The organism is Hydrogenophaga soli (genome assembly GCF_054777695.1).
This window is the reverse complement of record NZ_BAAHAK010000009.1, coordinates 63,301-77,014: the sequence shown is the minus strand read 5'-3', so window position 1 is coordinate 77,014 and position 13,714 is coordinate 63,301. Positions and strand designations below refer to the sequence as shown.

Below are 13,714 nucleotides of genomic sequence, written 5' to 3'. Positions count from 1 at the left end.
GTCACGGTCAAAACGCGCAGGTCGCACGCCCTTGCGCCCGCCGTTCAAACCCACAAAATTCATAGCTACCAGCGCTTACAAACAAAGCGGCAGAGGCATTTTTCGCATTGAATTCCAGCGACATCCCCATAGCCCCTGGCAGGGGTGGGGCGACACCGTCACACCACCACAGGCTCAATCTCCAGCCTCAGGCCATAGCGCTCGTACACGCTGGTCTGGATGGCCTGGGCCAGGGTCATCACCTCGCCGCCGGTGGCGGGTTGTTCGCGTCCGCCCCGGTTGACCAGCACCAGGGCCTGCTTGTCGTACACGGCGGCGTTGCCCACGCCCTTGCCTTTCCAGCCGCAGGCATCGATGAGCCAGCCTGCGGCCAGCTTGAAGCTGCCGTCGGGCATGGGGTAGTGCACCAGCTTGGGTTCGCGGCCAATGATGTCGGCGCACTGTTCGGCGCTGACCACGGGGTTCTTGAAGAAGCTGCCAGCATTGCCCAGCACCGCCGGGTCAGGGAGCTTGGCGCGGCGCACTTCGCACACCCAGTTGAACACCTGGCGGGCGGTGGGTTGGGCCACGCCGTGTTCCTCGGCCTTGCGGGCCAGGTCCAGGTAGCCCAGCTCGGGCTGCCAGCGCTTGGGCAGGGCAAACCGCACATGGGTGATGACGGCGCGGCCTTGCAGGCCCATGCCGGGCCTACCGGGGGCCACCGGGTCCGCCGCCGTGGCAGGCGGGTGTTTGAAGACCGAGTCGCGGTAGCCAAAGCCGCACTGGGCGGCGTCCAGCGTGAAGGTCTGGCCGGTGAGCAGGTCCACCGCGTCCAGCGAGTGGAAGCGGTCTTGCAGCTCCAGCCCGTAGGCGCCGATGTTCTGCACCGGGGCCGCGCCCACGGTGCCGGGGATGAGGGCCAGGTTTTCCAGGCCGGGCCAGCCCTGGGCCAGGGTCCAGTCCACCCAGTCGTGCCAGCACTCGCCGGCACCGGCCTCGGCAATCCAGTGGGTGGGGGTTTCGGCCACCAGGCGGCGGCCCAGGATGTCGATTTTCAGAACCACGCGGTCCACGTCGCCGGTCAGCACCAGGTTGCTGCCCCCGCCCAGCACCAGGGGCTGGGCCTGCATCCAATGGGGGTGTTGGGCCACGCAATCCAGCACGTCTTGCACCGAGGTCACGCGCACCAGCACGGGGGCCCTGGCCTGGATGCCGAAGGTGTTGCAGGGCTGTAGGGAAACGTCTTTCTCGACTAACATCCCGGGATTGTCTCACCCTGGTTTTTGTCTCTCGGATTGCCCTGCCATGCCCTCTTTTGACACCGTGCTCGAACCCAACCTGGTCGAAGTGAAAAATGCCGTCGAACAGGCCAGCCGCGAGGTGGGCACACGCTTCGACTTCAAAGGCACCTCGGCCAACCTGGAGCTGAAGGACAAGGTCATCACGCTGTTTGGCGACAGCGACTTCCAAATCACGCAGGTGGACGAAATCCTGCGCAACAAGCTCACCAAGCGCAGCGTGGACGTGCGCTTCATCGACGCCGGCAAGGTCGAAAAGATCGGCGGCGACAAGGTCAAGCAGGCGCTGACGGTGCGCAGCGGCATCGAGACCGAAGTGGGCAAGAAGATCCAGCAGGCCCTCAAGGCCAGCAAGCTCAAGGTGCAGGCCGCCATCCAGGGCGACGCCGTGCGCGTCACCGGGGCCAAGAAGGACGACCTGCAAGCGGCCATGGCCATCATCCGCAAGGACGTGGCCGACCTGCCGCTGAGCTTCAACAACTTCCGCGACTGAAGCCCCACCCACCGCACGGCCCATGCCCGACGCCGGAAAAATCCAACGCCCCGCCCGACTTCAGCCGGTGGCCAGTCGGAACCTGGCGCTGGGCATGACGCTGCAAACCCCGCTGTACGACGAAAACGGCCACTTGCTGCTGGCGCGGCACGCCGTGATCGACTCGCCCACGCTGCTGGCCACCCTGCGGGAACACCCGGCGCTGTTCACCGACGAGCGCGCCATCCAGGAAACCGCCCGGGCGGTGATGGCGAGTTTCGAAGAAGCGTCCCGCCGCGACATCCCGCTGGGCAAGCTGCCTGCCGCGGGCATTGCCGCCGCCCCTGCCGAGGCCATGGCCACCCCGGTGGCACCGCGCCCCGCCTCCGTGCGCCCGCCGCCCGACCTGGCCGAGCACTGGCGCAACCTGGAGTCCAAGCTGGGCGGCGTGCTGGCGGGGCTGGCCTTGGGTGGAAACGCGGCCCAGGAGGCACTCAAGCGCCTGGACCAACTGCACGAGCAGCTTCACGAGGCGCTGGAGCACGACCTGCAATCGGCCACCTTCCTGCTGTTCAGCCGCTCGGTCACCGGGTTTGCGGGTTACAGCGTGCTGCATTCCCTGTTGTGCGCGGTGGTGGCCTGGGATGCCTCGCGCCGCCTGCCGGTGAGCGCCGACGAGTCGCAAGCCCTGTTCAAGGCGGCGTTGACCATGAACGTGTCCATCAAGGTGCTGCAGGACCAGATGGCGTCCCAGCGCCACGCCCCCACCCAGGACCAGCTGCTGGCCATTGGCCGCCACGCCGAAATGAGCGAGCGCATCCTGCGCGACGCCGGGGTGGACAACCCCCTGTGGCTGGGCGTGGTCCGCGGTCACCATGACGACCTGCCCTACAACCCGGCCATCAACAACCGGGAGCCGGTTGAAAAGCTGACCAAGATCCTCCAGGTCATTGACCGCTACACCGCCGCCATGAGCCCCCGGGGCAGCCGTGCCGGCCGCCCCCCGCGTGACGCGGCGCGGACCGTGATCCGCACCCACGGCGGGGCCGACCACGACGAGGTGGGGCTGGACCTGATGCAAAACCTGGGTCTCTACCCCCCGGGCACCTTTGTGCAACTGCGCGGGGGTGAGGTGGCCGTGGTGCTGCGGCCCGGCGGACGCCCCGACCAGCCCTGGGTGGCCACCGTGGTCAACAAGGCGGGCGAACCCATCCAGACGCCGCGCCTGCTGGCCACCACCGATGCCACCACCGCGGTGGCCTCGGGGTTGTCCGGCTCCGACGTGAAGGTCCGCCTCAACGAAACGGCCCTGTTGCGGGTGCTGCAAGACACCCGGCCCGTGGGCCTGGGAGGCACCCGGGCATGAGCGCCGACGACTGGAAGCAGGAACTCATTGCCCTGTCGCCTTCGCAGCTGCATGTGGGGGACGTGTTGCGCTTCACCCTGCGCGACGAGGCCGGGCGCGTCCTGCTGGCCAAGGGCCTGAAGATCGAAGACCAGAAGGCGTTGGAGCAGCTCCAGCGCCGCCGCGCGGTGTTTGTGGAGTACGAAGAATCGGACGAGGCCGTCAAGGTGCTGATGGGCGGTTTGAGCGAGGCCTCAAGGCGCGATGCGCCGCTGAAAGACCTGGACCGTTTTGTCTCCCTCAAGGCCTCCGACAAGGAGCCCGGTGCCAGCCCCGCCACCGAAGGCAGCGTGCCGCAGAACTGGAGCGAAATCGAGTCGCGCTTGCGCGTGCTGCTGGCCAACCTGGCCTTGGGCGGGTCCACCGCCGCCGACGCCGTTCCCCGGCTGGACACCCAGGTGGTCCGCCCCATTGATGCCCTGCTCAACCGCGACCGCGAGGCCGCGCTGTTCCTGCTGATTCACCGCGCCGTGACCAGTTACAGCGGCTACAGCGCCCTGCACTCTCTGCTGACGGCGGTGGTGTGCCATGCACTCAAGGCCCCGCTCAAGCTCACCGACCCCGAGGACCGCAGCCTGTTGCACGCGGCCCTGACCATGAACCTGGCCATGACCAACCTGCAAGACGCGTTGGCCAGCCAGAAACACCGCCCCACCCCCAACCAGCAGGCCCAGATTGACCGCCACCCGCTGGAAGGGGCCAAGATGCTGCAAGCCGCGGGGGTGTCCGACCCCATGTGGCTGGGCACCGTGCTCAAGCACCACCAGGACCTGCCGGGTGACGTCACCCTGGCGCAGCGCCCGGTGATCGACCGGCTGGCGCGCATCCTGCAAGTGGTGGACCGCTACACCGCCGCCATGAGCCCCCGCGTGTCACGCGCCGGGCGCGACGCCAAGGACGCGGCCCGCTCGGCCATCGTCCAGCCCGGCGCGGGCAGCCACGACGAGGTGGGCCTGGCCCTGATGATGCAGCTGGGCCTGCACCCCGCAGGCACCTTCGTCAAGCTCGCCTCCGGCGAGACGGCGGTGGTCCTGCGCAAGGGCAACAAACCCAACGAGCCCCTGGTGGCCACCGTGCTCAACAAACGCGACGAACCCATTTCCGAGCCGCGGCTCATCAACACCGCCAAGGCCGACCATGCGGTGGCCCATGGGGTGTCGGGCTCGGGCGTGCGGGTGCGCCTCAACCTGGAACAGATGCTGCGGCAGTTGGCATCGTCCAAAACCGGGGCCGACCGTGGGTTGGGCCTGTTCTGACCCCGCCCTGCCCCGACGGCAGGCGCTGATTCGGCTGGCAGGCACCGTGGCGGTGGGGTTGTGGCCGCACACCGCCCTGCACGCCGCCACCGCCGTGTCACTGGCCGGGGTGTCGGGCGACAAGGCCTTGCTGGTGGTGGGCACGCAGCCGCCGCGTTTTGTGGCCGTGGGCCAGACGGTGCAAGGTGTGCAACTGCTCGCCCTGGACGGCCCCCAGGCCACGGTGCAGGTGGATGGCCACAAGCTCACCCTGCGGCTGGGCGATGCCCCGGTGAGCGTGGGCAACGGCGGGGGCGGCATCGGCGACACGCGGGTGGTGCTGTTCGCCAACGGCCAAGGCCATTACCTGGCCAGCGGCTCGGTCAATGGCCAGACGGTGCAATTCCTGGTGGACACCGGGGCCACGCTGGTCACGCTGGGGCGGTCGGATGCGCTGCGCATGGGCATCCAAGTCGGCCAAGGCTCGGGCAAGAAGACCCGCACCCACACGGCCAATGGGGTGTCGGACGCGTGGCAAACACAGCTGGATTCGGTGCGCGTGGGCTCGGTCGAGGTGCGGCAGGTCACCGCCTTGGTCATGCCGCACGACATGCCCGTGGCCCTGCTGGGCAACAGTTTCCTCAAACACTTCAGGATGCACAGCGACGCCGACCAACTGGTGCTGGAGCGCCGCCCCTGAAGGCCCGGCCCTGCCTGCGGCAGCCGCAGTGCCAGCCCGGTGCCGCAGCAGCGCCGCGGAATCAGCGTTGGGCGGCGGTCACCACCACCTCAATGCGCCAGGACGGGTCGGCCAGCGGGGCCTGCACCGTCGCCCGGGGCGGGGTGTGGCCGGGCACCACCCAGGCGTCCCACACCTCGTTCATGGCGGCAATGTCGCGGATGTCGGTCAGGTAGATCTGCACCCGCAGCAGGCGGGTCTTGTCGCTGCCGGCCTGGGCCAGCAGGTCATCGATCTGGGCCAGCACATCGGCCGTCTGGCTGCGGATGTCGGTGGATACACACTCGGGCACCACGCCCGCCAGGTAAACCACCCCATTGAAAATGGCGGCATCGCTGTAGCGGGCGGCCACGTTCAGACGCTGAACAGGACGGGTGTTGTCGCTCATGACTTTTTGCTCCCCAGTTTGGATTCTTTGCCTTGCAACAGGCGCCCGATGTTCTCACTGTGGCGCCAGACCAGCAAGATGCTCATGACCGCAATGGCGCCGGTGATGGGGCCCGAGGCCACCCACGCCACGCCCGCGCCAAACATGAAACACACCGGCGCAAACACCGCGGCGGCAATGGCCCCCAGCGAGGACATGCGCGACAGCGCCACCACCGCCACCCAGGCCGCCAGCGTCAGCAGGCCCAGCAGCCAATCCACCCCAAACAGCACCCCGGCGGCGGTGGCCACACCCTTGCCACCCTTGAAGTGGAAGAACACCGGGAACAAATGCCCCAGGAAAGCCGCCAGCGCCACCGCGGCCACGGTGGCATCCCCCAGGCCGTAGGCGCTGCCCCACACCTGCACCGCCCACACCGGCACCCAGCCTTTGAGGGCGTCCAGCAGCAGCGTGACCGCGGCGGCGGCCTTGTTGCCCGAGCGCAGCACGTTGGTGGCCCCCGGGTTCTTGCTGCCGTAGGTGCGCGGGTCCGACAGGCCAAACCCCCGGCTGACGATGACCGCGAACGACAGCGACCCCACCAGGTAAGCCACCACCACAGCGCCCCACGGCCAAAGCGATTGCATGTTCACGACGATGTCCTTCTCATATATAAATGGCCTCTAGCGCTTTTAAATAAAGCGCAAGCAGCTATCAAATCAGGAATACCCCCCACGGGGCCACGGGCGGCTATTCTGCCAGCGCACACCCCACGGGCTTGGCGCCCAGGGGACCGGTGAGCACCTGGGGACTGATGCCCACCAGAAAACCGCGCCGCCCGCCGTTGATGACGATGCGTGGCAGCGCCAGGATGGTGTCTTCCACATACACCGGCATGGCCTTGCGCGTGCCAAAGGGGCTGGTGCCGCCCACCAGGTAGCCGCTGTGGCGGTTGGCCACCTCGGGCTTGCAGGGCTCGACCGACTTGGCCCCGATCTGCCGCGCCAGGTTCTTGGTGGACACGGTGCGGTTGCCGTGCATCAGCACCAGCAGGGGCTTGGCATCCTGGTCCTGCATGACCAGGGTCTTGACCACGGTGAACGGGTCCAGGCCCAGCACCTGGGCACTGTGCTGGGCACCGCCGTGCTCCAGGTACTCGTAGGGATGTTCGGTGTAGGCCACGCCGTGGCTTTTGAGCCAGGCCGTGGCCGGGGTTTCGGAGACGTGTGCGGTGGATTTGTCTTTCTTGGCCATGGGGCAAGTGTGCCGCAGCCGCAGGGTGTCACACAGGTTCGCAAAGGAAGCTGCAAAGCATCCAAAGACAAGGTGATTCAACGGCGACTTTCGTGTTTTGTGGCCACCCTTCGTTTGTTGGTCACACACAAGCACAAGGCAATGCATGATTTTCCCCTTCAACAAATGTGTCCTTGGTGCTCGACATAGGGTGACCAGCCGCACTCGAAACTCAGGGGGAACAATGATCATGCGCTTGGACAAAAGCCCTTTTCCGCAACTCTTGCAAAGGGTGCGCGTGGCAGCCCAATGCCAAGCCGCAACATCCGTGAACGGAGGCCAGGGGCCAGAAGCTGGATTGCCCATTGCGACCCGCGCGCTGAAAGCGGACTCCCAGTCTCTGCCACCTCGAAATGGCCATCGGCTTGCTGCGCAGGAGGCAAGAAACGAGGGGCGCTCCGATGGGCCTTCAAGTGGCATGGTTCGACTCGCGAAGTACGCCATGGGCTTGGTCGGTGCGGGGCTGGTGGGCGACAAAATCGTCAACGATTTCCCCCTCTCCACCACCGCGTTTCCAGATGGAAAAGGGGGCTTCACCAGCAACGAACGCCTCAACAACGCCCAAACCAAAGCCGCCAGCTACCGTGCGGCCTACCAAGCTGCCACGCCCGAGGCGCGGGCGGCGCAGGGCGACCCAAGGTTCCCGCTGCACTTGGTGGGCGACAACCAGTTTGTGACCATGACCGACTTCCGTGCAGCAACCAAGCTGCACTTGGCTGACCGGATGAACACCCCCGAAGCACGCGCCTCGCTCATGACCAGCATCGAGTGCCTGCTGGGCCAGCGGGTCAAACCAGAAAAGGTGGCGGAGCTCCAACCCAGCCATGTCCCCGCCGAATACGACCTGACCAAGAGCAGCCTGTTCGACAAAAAAAACAAATACGCGCTGGCAGGCGTGCCCAACGACCAGACCGGGGCCAGCGGCTACACCTCGCGTTCGCTCACCCAGCCCTTCATCAACAAAGGCATGAAGGACTACACAGACGAGACAGCCTCCCGGGGGTTGTCGCCCCGACAGTGCCTGGCATCGCTGAAGTCAGCGCTGGAGGCAGACCCGGCGCTGGGCCCCGAAGCCCAAAAAGCGGCGGGCCAACTCATCCTGAACACCCGCCAGGTCTATGCAGACGACGCCCATTGGGGGCACGCCGAGCGGGTCGTGATGCCCGCACTGAAAAATCAAGGCCTGCTGCTCTCGGCTGAGACCGACAAGCTTGACGCAACCCTGCTTTTTGAAGACCCCGCCACCAGCATCCTCAAACGAAACACCAGCGTGGCAGGCCCGGCACTGCACAAACTGGACACGACCCTTCAAGAAGCCAAGCTGCGCAACAACCCCGAAGCTCGAGCCGACATCATGGCCATGGCGAAGGAAAAGAACATGGAGAACCTGCCCATTGCCCACGTCAAAGTGAATGAAAAAGGCACAGGCTTCGAAGACAGTTCAGGGCTTGGCGATTCGTTCACCAGCGCCAACGCGGTTGCGTGCATCAACCACGCCCGACTGATGAGTGCAGAGCCTCCTCTGTCGGCCTTTGATGCACAGGTCATCGTCGCCTGCCTGAATGCCGTCTATGACGACGTGAGCAGCGTGCGCCACACGATGCGAGAAATTGCCAGAGGCTGCTATGCCGGAGCAGGCTCCACCTGCGACAACGCCGATGCGTTTTATGCCGACGTGTGCAAAAGCGCTGCCAAGGAGTTTTATGTGGGCAAGGCGTTGGCACAGCGATCTGACGAAACCCCACCGCGCCCAACCCCCTGACGACAGACATGCCCGTGCGCAGCAACGGGCATGCGGCCCCCCTCACTGCGCCGGGTCGCGGCTTTCCCAGCGGATGGCGTTGATGGCCTTGAGCAGCTCGGGCGTGAGCTGCACGCTCCAGGCGTCCAGGCATTCGTCCAGCTGGGCCAGGCTGATCACGCCGATGATGGTGCTGGCCACCTTGGGGTTGCGGTAGCAGAAGGCCAGCGCCAGCTGCGTGGGGGTGAGGCCGTGTTCACGCGCCAGCGCGTTGTAGCGGCGCGAGGCGTCCATGGCCTCGGGGCGGCCCCAGCGTTGCGACTTCATGCGCTCGTACAGCGCCATGCGGCCCCGCTTGGCTTCTTCCGAGACGGGGTTGTGGATGCCGCCCTCGTCGTACTTGCCGGTCAGCAGGCCAAAGCCCAGGGGGGAGTAGGCCAGCAGGCCCACGTCCAGGTGGTGGCAGGTTTCGTCCAGGCCGTTTTCCCAACTGCGGTTGATGAGGCAGTAGGGGTTTTGCACCGTGGCCACGCGGGGCAGGCCGTGCTGCTCGGCCAGGCGCACGAACTCGTGCACGCCGTAGGGCGTTTCGTTGGACAGGCCGATGGCGCGCACCTTGCCCGCCTTGACCAGCTCGGCCATGGCCTCCAGCTGCTCGTGGATGCTGGCACAGGGGTAGTCCTTGGATTCGTCGAAGTACAGCGCCCCGAAGGACGGGGTGTTGCGGGCCGGCCAGTGGATTTGGTACAGGTCGATCACGTCGGTTTGCAGGCGGCGCAGGCTGTTGTCGCAGGCGGTGAGGATTTCGGCCTTGGTCAGCCCGGCCTCGTCGCCGCGGATCCAGGGCATGCCACGCGACGGCCCGGCCACCTTGCTGGCCAGCACCACCTTCTGGCGCGCCCCCGGGCGCGAGGCAAACCAGTGGCCCAGGATGGTTTCGGTGGCCCCGAAGGTTTCGGCGCGGGGTGGCACGGAATACATCTCGGCGGTGTCGAGGAAGTTGACACCCCGCGCCAGCGAGCGGTCGAGGATGGTGTGGGCGTCGGCCTGGTTGACCTGTTCGCCAAAGGTCATGGTGCCCAGGCAGATGGGGGTGACGCTCAGGCCGCTGCGGCCCAGGGAAACTTGGTTGAGTTCAGTGGTCATGGAAGCTTGGGGTAAAGAAACAAAAACAGGCCCGACGGGGCTGACCCGATTGCAGCGAGGTTGAAGCGCGGTTGAAGCGCCATTGAACCGCTTTTGGCCCGCGGGCGCTGCGGTGGGGTCAAACCGGGCGGCGAGCGCGTTCCTCCTCTTGCAGGCGCAGCACGCGCCGCTGCACCTTGCCGGTGGTGGTCATGGGCAGGGCCTGGACGAACTCGATGTCCTTGGGGTACTCGTAAGGCGCCAGCTGCGCCTTGACGTGGGCTTGCAGCTCGGCCACCAGGGGCAGCAGCCTTTCATCATCAAAAGTGCCTTCAGCGCTTACATGAAAAGCGTGAGCAGCTACAAAATCAGGAGTCAACACCACATAGGCCTTGACCAGTGCGCCACGCTCGGCGTCGGGCTTGGGCACCACGGCGGCGTTGAGCACGGTGGGGTGTTTGACCAGGCAGTTCTCGATTTCGCCGGGGCCGATGCGGTAGCCCGCGGACTTGAACACGTCGTCCGCCCGGCCCTGGTACCACAGGTAACCATCGGCGTCGCGCACGGCCAGGTCGCCGGTGCGAAACCAGCTGGCCTCGCGCGGGCCGGTGAACTTGTCCAGCGTGGCCTGGGGCTTGTTCCAGTAGCCCAGCATGAAGATGGGGTCGGGCTGGCCATTGGGGCTGAGGCTGTGCACCGCCACCTCGCCGGGCACGCCCACCGGGCATTCGTGGCCGTCGTCGTCAATGGTGGTGACACGGTGGCCCGGGTAGCCCCGGCCCATGCTGCCGGGCTTGGCGGGCCAGCCCAGGGTTTGACTGGTTTCGGCATCGGCAGCGTTCGCCTCGCCCCACACCCGGCCCAGGCAGAAGTTGCCCACGATGTAGTTCACCTCGGTCTGGCCGAACATTTCGTTGACCACCACGCCCAGTTGCTCGCGGCAGTAGGCAAACACGGCGTCGCCCACGGCCTCGCCCGCACTCATCAGGCCTTGCAGGCGCAGCTGGAACTGCGCTCGGGGATGGGGGTAGGCCTTCATCATGGCCTTGAGCGCGGTGGGGAACAGAAAGCTGTGCGTCACCCCGTGGCGCTCCAGCAGGCCAAACGCCGCATCGGGGCTGAAGCGCCCGTTGTAGGCCACGATGGGGCGGCCAAAGTACAGCGTGGGCAGCAGTGCGTCCATGAGGCCGCCGGTCCAGGCCCAGTCGGCGGGAGACCAAAACACCGCCTGGCTGCCGGTGGGCAGGGGCGGTTCGGCGCAAGGCGTGCCCCCCAGCTGCGACGGAAACGGCAGTTCGCCCTGCGGCCCCGGGGCAAAGCCAAACAGGTTCTGGCTGCACACAAAGCCGCTGAGGTTGCCCACCAGCGCCCGGTGCGGGATGAGCGCGCCCTTGGGGTTGCCGGTGGTGCCGCTGGTGTAGATGAGCACAGCGGGTTCGTCGGCGGCGGTGTCCACGCAGGCAAACCGGTCGCTGGCCGCGGCCAGGGCCTGGCCCCAGGCTTGCACGCCGGGCGGGTCCGCTTCGTGGCCCTCGTCCGGCCCAGCGCCGTCGTCTTCGCCCGGGTGGGTGGCTTCGGGCGCGTCGCCCACCAGCAGCACGGTGCGCAGTTGCGGGCACTGGGCGCGCACTTCGGCCAGGTGGGGCCAACCGGCGCGGTCGCAAATGGCCACCACGGCCTGGCTGTCTTGCAGGCGGTAGGCCAGCGCATCCGGCCCGAACAGCATGGACAGCGGCATGCCCACCGCCCCGGTCTGCAGCACGCCCATGTAGGCCACGGCGGTCTCGAAGCGCTGCGGCATGACGATGGCCACCCGGTCGCCCCGGCCCACCCCCGCCGCCGTCAGCACGTTGGCCAGGCGGTTGGCCTGCGCATGCAGCTCGGCATACGAATGAAAAGTGGCCCTGCCGCTTGCTCCATCTGCAATGACCGCTATGGAATTTGCATGATCTGGACTCTGTGCCCAGCGCACGCAGCAGACCTGGGCCATGTTCAGCCGCGGCGGCACCTGCCAGCCAAAGCGCTGCTGCATGGCGGCGTGGTGGTCAAACGGGTGGGGCGCGGTGGCGGCAGCGTCGGTGGCAGCGTCGGTGGCAGCGTCGGTGGCAGCGTTCATGGTGGAAAGCTTGGCAGGGTGAGGGGCAAAAGCGGTGTCGTGGTGGCGACTCGGGGCCGGGGCATCGGCCCCCGGTGGCGGCCAGGGGCTCCGTAAGATGAACCCATGACCGAACCCACCACCACCCCTGCGTTGTACACCGCCCAGCGCCCGGCACGCTCCGAGTTTGTCCCCATCCGGGGGCTGCAGTACCACCTGCGCCATTGGGGCGAGCGGTCCGAAGCGCAGCCCGTGCCGCTGGTGATGGTGCATGGGTGGATGGACGTGGGGGCCTCGTTCCAGTTTGTGGTGGATGCGCTGCACGCCCTGGGCTTCTCGCCCTGGGTGGTGGCCCCCGACTGGCGGGGCTTTGGCCGCACCGACTCGGGCGGGGCCGACTGCTTCTGGTTCCCCGACTACCTGGCCGACCTGGACGCCCTGCTCGACCACCTCAGCCCCCACGCCCCGGTGGACCTGCTGGGCCACAGCATGGGCGGCAACATCGCCATGCACTACGCCGGGGTGCGCCCGGGCCGGGTTCGCCGCCTGGTCAACCTGGAAGGCTTTGGCCTGCCCGCCACCGTGCCCGCCCAGGCCCCCGGTCGACTGACGCAGTGGCTGGACGAACTCCAGGCCCTGCGTCAGGGCGACAAGGACCTGAAAACCTACCCCAGCGCCGACGGCGTGGCCCAGCGCCTGATGAAAACCAACCCCCGCCTCAGCCCCGACAAGGCGGGCTGGCTGGCCCAGCACTGGGCCGCCCCCGACGCGCAGGGGCGCTGGCGCATCCTGGGCGAGGCGGCGCACAAGCTGGTCAACCCCATGCTGTACCGCGTGGACGAGGCCCTGGCCACCTGGGCCCGCATTGCCGTGCCGGTGCTGGCCGTGGAGGCCAGCCACACCAACCTGGCCACCTGGTGGCAGAACCGCTACACGCTGGACGACTACCACCAACGCCTGACTCAGGTGCCCGACGTGCGCACGGCGGTGGTTCAAGACGCCGGGCACATGCTGCACCACGACCAGCCCGAACAGCTGGCGGCGCTGCTGCACGCGTTCCTGGGCTGAGCGCCCGCAAGGCTCGTGTTTCGCAACCCGTTGATTTTTCGTTCCCCTCAGGGAAAAGGGAAGCCGATGTAACAGTTACATACGCCTGTAACATTCCATCGAAAGAATGCCCACGACTGTGTTTTCGTGGCTGGCTTCCGCCAGTTCTTTCGATGATGTCCGCCCCCGTTGCCTCGACTGCCGACACCGCCTCGGCCCGCACGATCACCGTGCGTTTTCTGACCCCCGCCGACCTGCCCGCCCTGCAAGCGCTGGAACAACGCCAGTGGACCGCGCAGCAAGCCGCTTCGGCCCAAGCCATGCTGCAACGCATGCAGGCCCACCCCCTGCTGTGTGTGGGGGCCTTTTGCGCCACCACGGGCGAGGCCCTGGCCTCGCTGTTCATGAAGCCCATGTCCCGCGAGGCCATCGAACGCGCCCGCGACTGGGCCGATTGCGCCCGCATCGACCCCGTGGCCGACGCCCCCGCGCCCTCGGGCGGATCGCTGTTTGGCATCAGCCTCACCAGCGTGGACGGTGAGGCGGCCTGGGCGCTGATCCGCTTTTTCTGGCCCCACGCGCTCCAGCAGGGGTGGCGTGACATTTACCTGGGCTCCCCCATGCCGGGTTACCGCCGCGCCCGGGAGCAACACCCCCGGCTGTCCGCCGAGCACCACGCCCGCGCCCGCCGCCGCGGCCTGCCTGCCGACCCGCAGCTGCGCTACTACCACCGCAAGGGGTTCAAGGACATCGTGGCGGTGCGTGCCGGCTACTTCCCCCACGAGGCATCGCTGGACCATGCGGCGGTGCTGCGCGGGCGCATTCCCTTGTCGCGCTGGTCACCGGTGTGGCGTCGCCTGCCGTTGCCGGTGCTCCAGCGCCTGTCGGGCTGGGTCACGGCGCTGTTGTGAGAGAACC

The 13,714-nt window shown here is 67.2% G+C and carries 13 protein-coding genes; 7 read left to right on the top strand and 6 right to left on the bottom strand.

The annotated features are described in order from the left end of the window. Positions 1-158: 158 nt before the first annotated feature. Positions 159-1,238, bottom strand: a complete 1,080-nt coding sequence (gene murB, locus ACYVB7_RS15880) for a UDP-N-acetylmuramate dehydrogenase (protein ID WP_460509416.1) — start codon at positions 1,236-1,238, stop codon at positions 159-161. A gap of 46 nt (positions 1,239-1,284) precedes the next feature. Between murB and ACYVB7_RS15875 the strand changes: the two genes are divergently transcribed. Genes ACYVB7_RS15875 through ACYVB7_RS15860 form a run of 4 tightly spaced genes read left to right on the top strand, consistent with a single transcriptional unit; the run spans position 1,285 to position 5,089 of the window. Then, positions 1,285-1,770, top strand: coding sequence for a YajQ family nucleotide-binding protein (locus tag ACYVB7_RS15875; protein ID WP_460509415.1), 486 nt, complete (start codon positions 1,285-1,287; stop codon positions 1,768-1,770). A gap of 22 nt (positions 1,771-1,792) precedes the next feature. After that, positions 1,793-3,115, top strand: coding sequence for an HD-GYP domain-containing protein (locus ACYVB7_RS15870; protein ID WP_460509414.1), 1,323 nt, complete (start codon positions 1,793-1,795; stop codon positions 3,113-3,115). Further along, positions 3,112-4,410 (top strand): HD-GYP domain-containing protein, encoded by a 1,299-nt coding sequence (locus tag ACYVB7_RS15865; RefSeq protein ID WP_460509412.1) that lies wholly within the window; start codon positions 3,112-3,114, stop codon positions 4,408-4,410. The genes ACYVB7_RS15870 and ACYVB7_RS15865 overlap by 4 nt, the downstream gene beginning before the upstream one ends. After that, positions 4,391-5,089: a retropepsin-like aspartic protease family protein gene (locus ACYVB7_RS15860; RefSeq protein WP_460509411.1), complete on the top strand. Its 699-nt coding sequence runs from the start codon at positions 4,391-4,393 to the stop codon at positions 5,087-5,089. Before ACYVB7_RS15865 ends, ACYVB7_RS15860 begins: the two co-directional genes overlap by 20 nt. 61 nt (positions 5,090-5,150) lie before the next feature. On the opposite strand, the gene ACYVB7_RS15855 is transcribed toward ACYVB7_RS15860, so the two are convergent. The 3 genes from ACYVB7_RS15855 to ACYVB7_RS15845 form a co-directional block, all read right to left on the bottom strand. After that, entirely contained in the window at positions 5,151-5,516 is a 366-nt protein-coding gene (locus ACYVB7_RS15855; protein WP_460509410.1) for a RidA family protein, read from the bottom strand. Next, positions 5,513-6,142, bottom strand: coding sequence for a glycerol-3-phosphate 1-O-acyltransferase PlsY (gene plsY / locus ACYVB7_RS15850; protein WP_460509566.1), 630 nt, complete (start codon positions 6,140-6,142; stop codon positions 5,513-5,515). Before plsY ends, ACYVB7_RS15855 begins: the two co-directional genes overlap by 4 nt. Positions 6,143-6,245: 103 nt before the next feature. Further along, positions 6,246-6,749 (bottom strand): aminoacyl-tRNA deacylase, encoded by a 504-nt coding sequence (locus ACYVB7_RS15845; protein ID WP_460509409.1) that lies wholly within the window; start codon positions 6,747-6,749, stop codon positions 6,246-6,248. Between the two features lie 457 nt (positions 6,750-7,206). On the opposite strand from ACYVB7_RS15845, the gene xopAG reads away from it, so the two are divergent. Beyond that, positions 7,207-8,550, top strand: a complete 1,344-nt coding sequence (xopAG, locus tag ACYVB7_RS15840) for a XopAG/AvrGf1 family type III secretion system effector (protein WP_460509408.1) — start codon at positions 7,207-7,209, stop codon at positions 8,548-8,550. Positions 8,551-8,592: 42 nt separating this feature from the next. Here xopAG and ACYVB7_RS15835 read toward each other — a convergent pair whose 3' ends face one another. Together ACYVB7_RS15835 and ACYVB7_RS15830 are read right to left on the bottom strand one after the other, a co-directional pair. After that, the gene (locus ACYVB7_RS15835) at positions 8,593-9,675 is read right to left on the bottom strand and encodes an aldo/keto reductase (protein ID WP_460509407.1); all 1,083 of its coding nucleotides are present in this window, start codon (positions 9,673-9,675) and stop codon (positions 8,593-8,595) included. A gap of 118 nt (positions 9,676-9,793) precedes the next feature. After that, positions 9,794-11,686: an acyl-CoA synthetase gene (locus tag ACYVB7_RS15830; protein ID WP_460509564.1), complete on the bottom strand. Its 1,893-nt coding sequence runs from the start codon at positions 11,684-11,686 to the stop codon at positions 9,794-9,796. 216 nt (positions 11,687-11,902) lie between these two features. Here ACYVB7_RS15830 and ACYVB7_RS15825 point away from each other — a divergent pair, with 216 nt between their 5' ends. Beyond that, on the top strand, positions 11,903-12,817 hold the full coding sequence (locus tag ACYVB7_RS15825) for an alpha/beta fold hydrolase (protein WP_460509563.1): 915 nt from the start codon (positions 11,903-11,905) through the stop codon (positions 12,815-12,817). A 155-nt stretch (positions 12,818-12,972) separates the two neighbouring features. Then, positions 12,973-13,707: a hypothetical protein gene (locus ACYVB7_RS15820; protein ID WP_460509406.1), complete on the top strand. Its 735-nt coding sequence runs from the start codon at positions 12,973-12,975 to the stop codon at positions 13,705-13,707. Positions 13,708-13,714 lie beyond the last annotated feature (7 nt).

Bases quoted from the DNA above. Each gene is read 5' to 3' on its own strand.
- ACYVB7_RS15865 (WP_460509412.1), top strand. From the start codon at position 3,112: ATGAGCGCCGACGACTGGAAGCAGGAACTCATTGCCCTGTCGCCTTCG.
- plsY (WP_460509566.1), bottom strand. From the start codon at position 6,142: ATGCAATCGCTTTGGCCGTGGGGCGCTGTGGTGGTGGCTTACCTGGTG.
- ACYVB7_RS15875 (WP_460509415.1), top strand. From the start codon at position 1,285: ATGCCCTCTTTTGACACCGTGCTCGAACCCAACCTGGTCGAAGTGAAA.
- ACYVB7_RS15835 (WP_460509407.1), bottom strand. From the start codon at position 9,675: ATGACCACTGAACTCAACCAAGTTTCCCTGGGCCGCAGCGGCCTGAGC.
- ACYVB7_RS15845 (WP_460509409.1), bottom strand. From the start codon at position 6,749: ATGGCCAAGAAAGACAAATCCACCGCACACGTCTCCGAAACCCCGGCC.
- xopAG (WP_460509408.1), top strand. From the start codon at position 7,207: ATGGTTCGACTCGCGAAGTACGCCATGGGCTTGGTCGGTGCGGGGCTG.
- ACYVB7_RS15870 (WP_460509414.1), top strand. From the start codon at position 1,793: ATGCCCGACGCCGGAAAAATCCAACGCCCCGCCCGACTTCAGCCGGTG.
- murB (WP_460509416.1), bottom strand. From the start codon at position 1,238: ATGTTAGTCGAGAAAGACGTTTCCCTACAGCCCTGCAACACCTTCGGC.
- ACYVB7_RS15820 (WP_460509406.1), top strand. From the start codon at position 12,973: ATGTCCGCCCCCGTTGCCTCGACTGCCGACACCGCCTCGGCCCGCACG.
- ACYVB7_RS15830 (WP_460509564.1), bottom strand. From the start codon at position 11,686: ATGCAGCAGCGCTTTGGCTGGCAGGTGCCGCCGCGGCTGAACATGGCC.
- ACYVB7_RS15855 (WP_460509410.1), bottom strand. From the start codon at position 5,516: ATGAGCGACAACACCCGTCCTGTTCAGCGTCTGAACGTGGCCGCCCGC.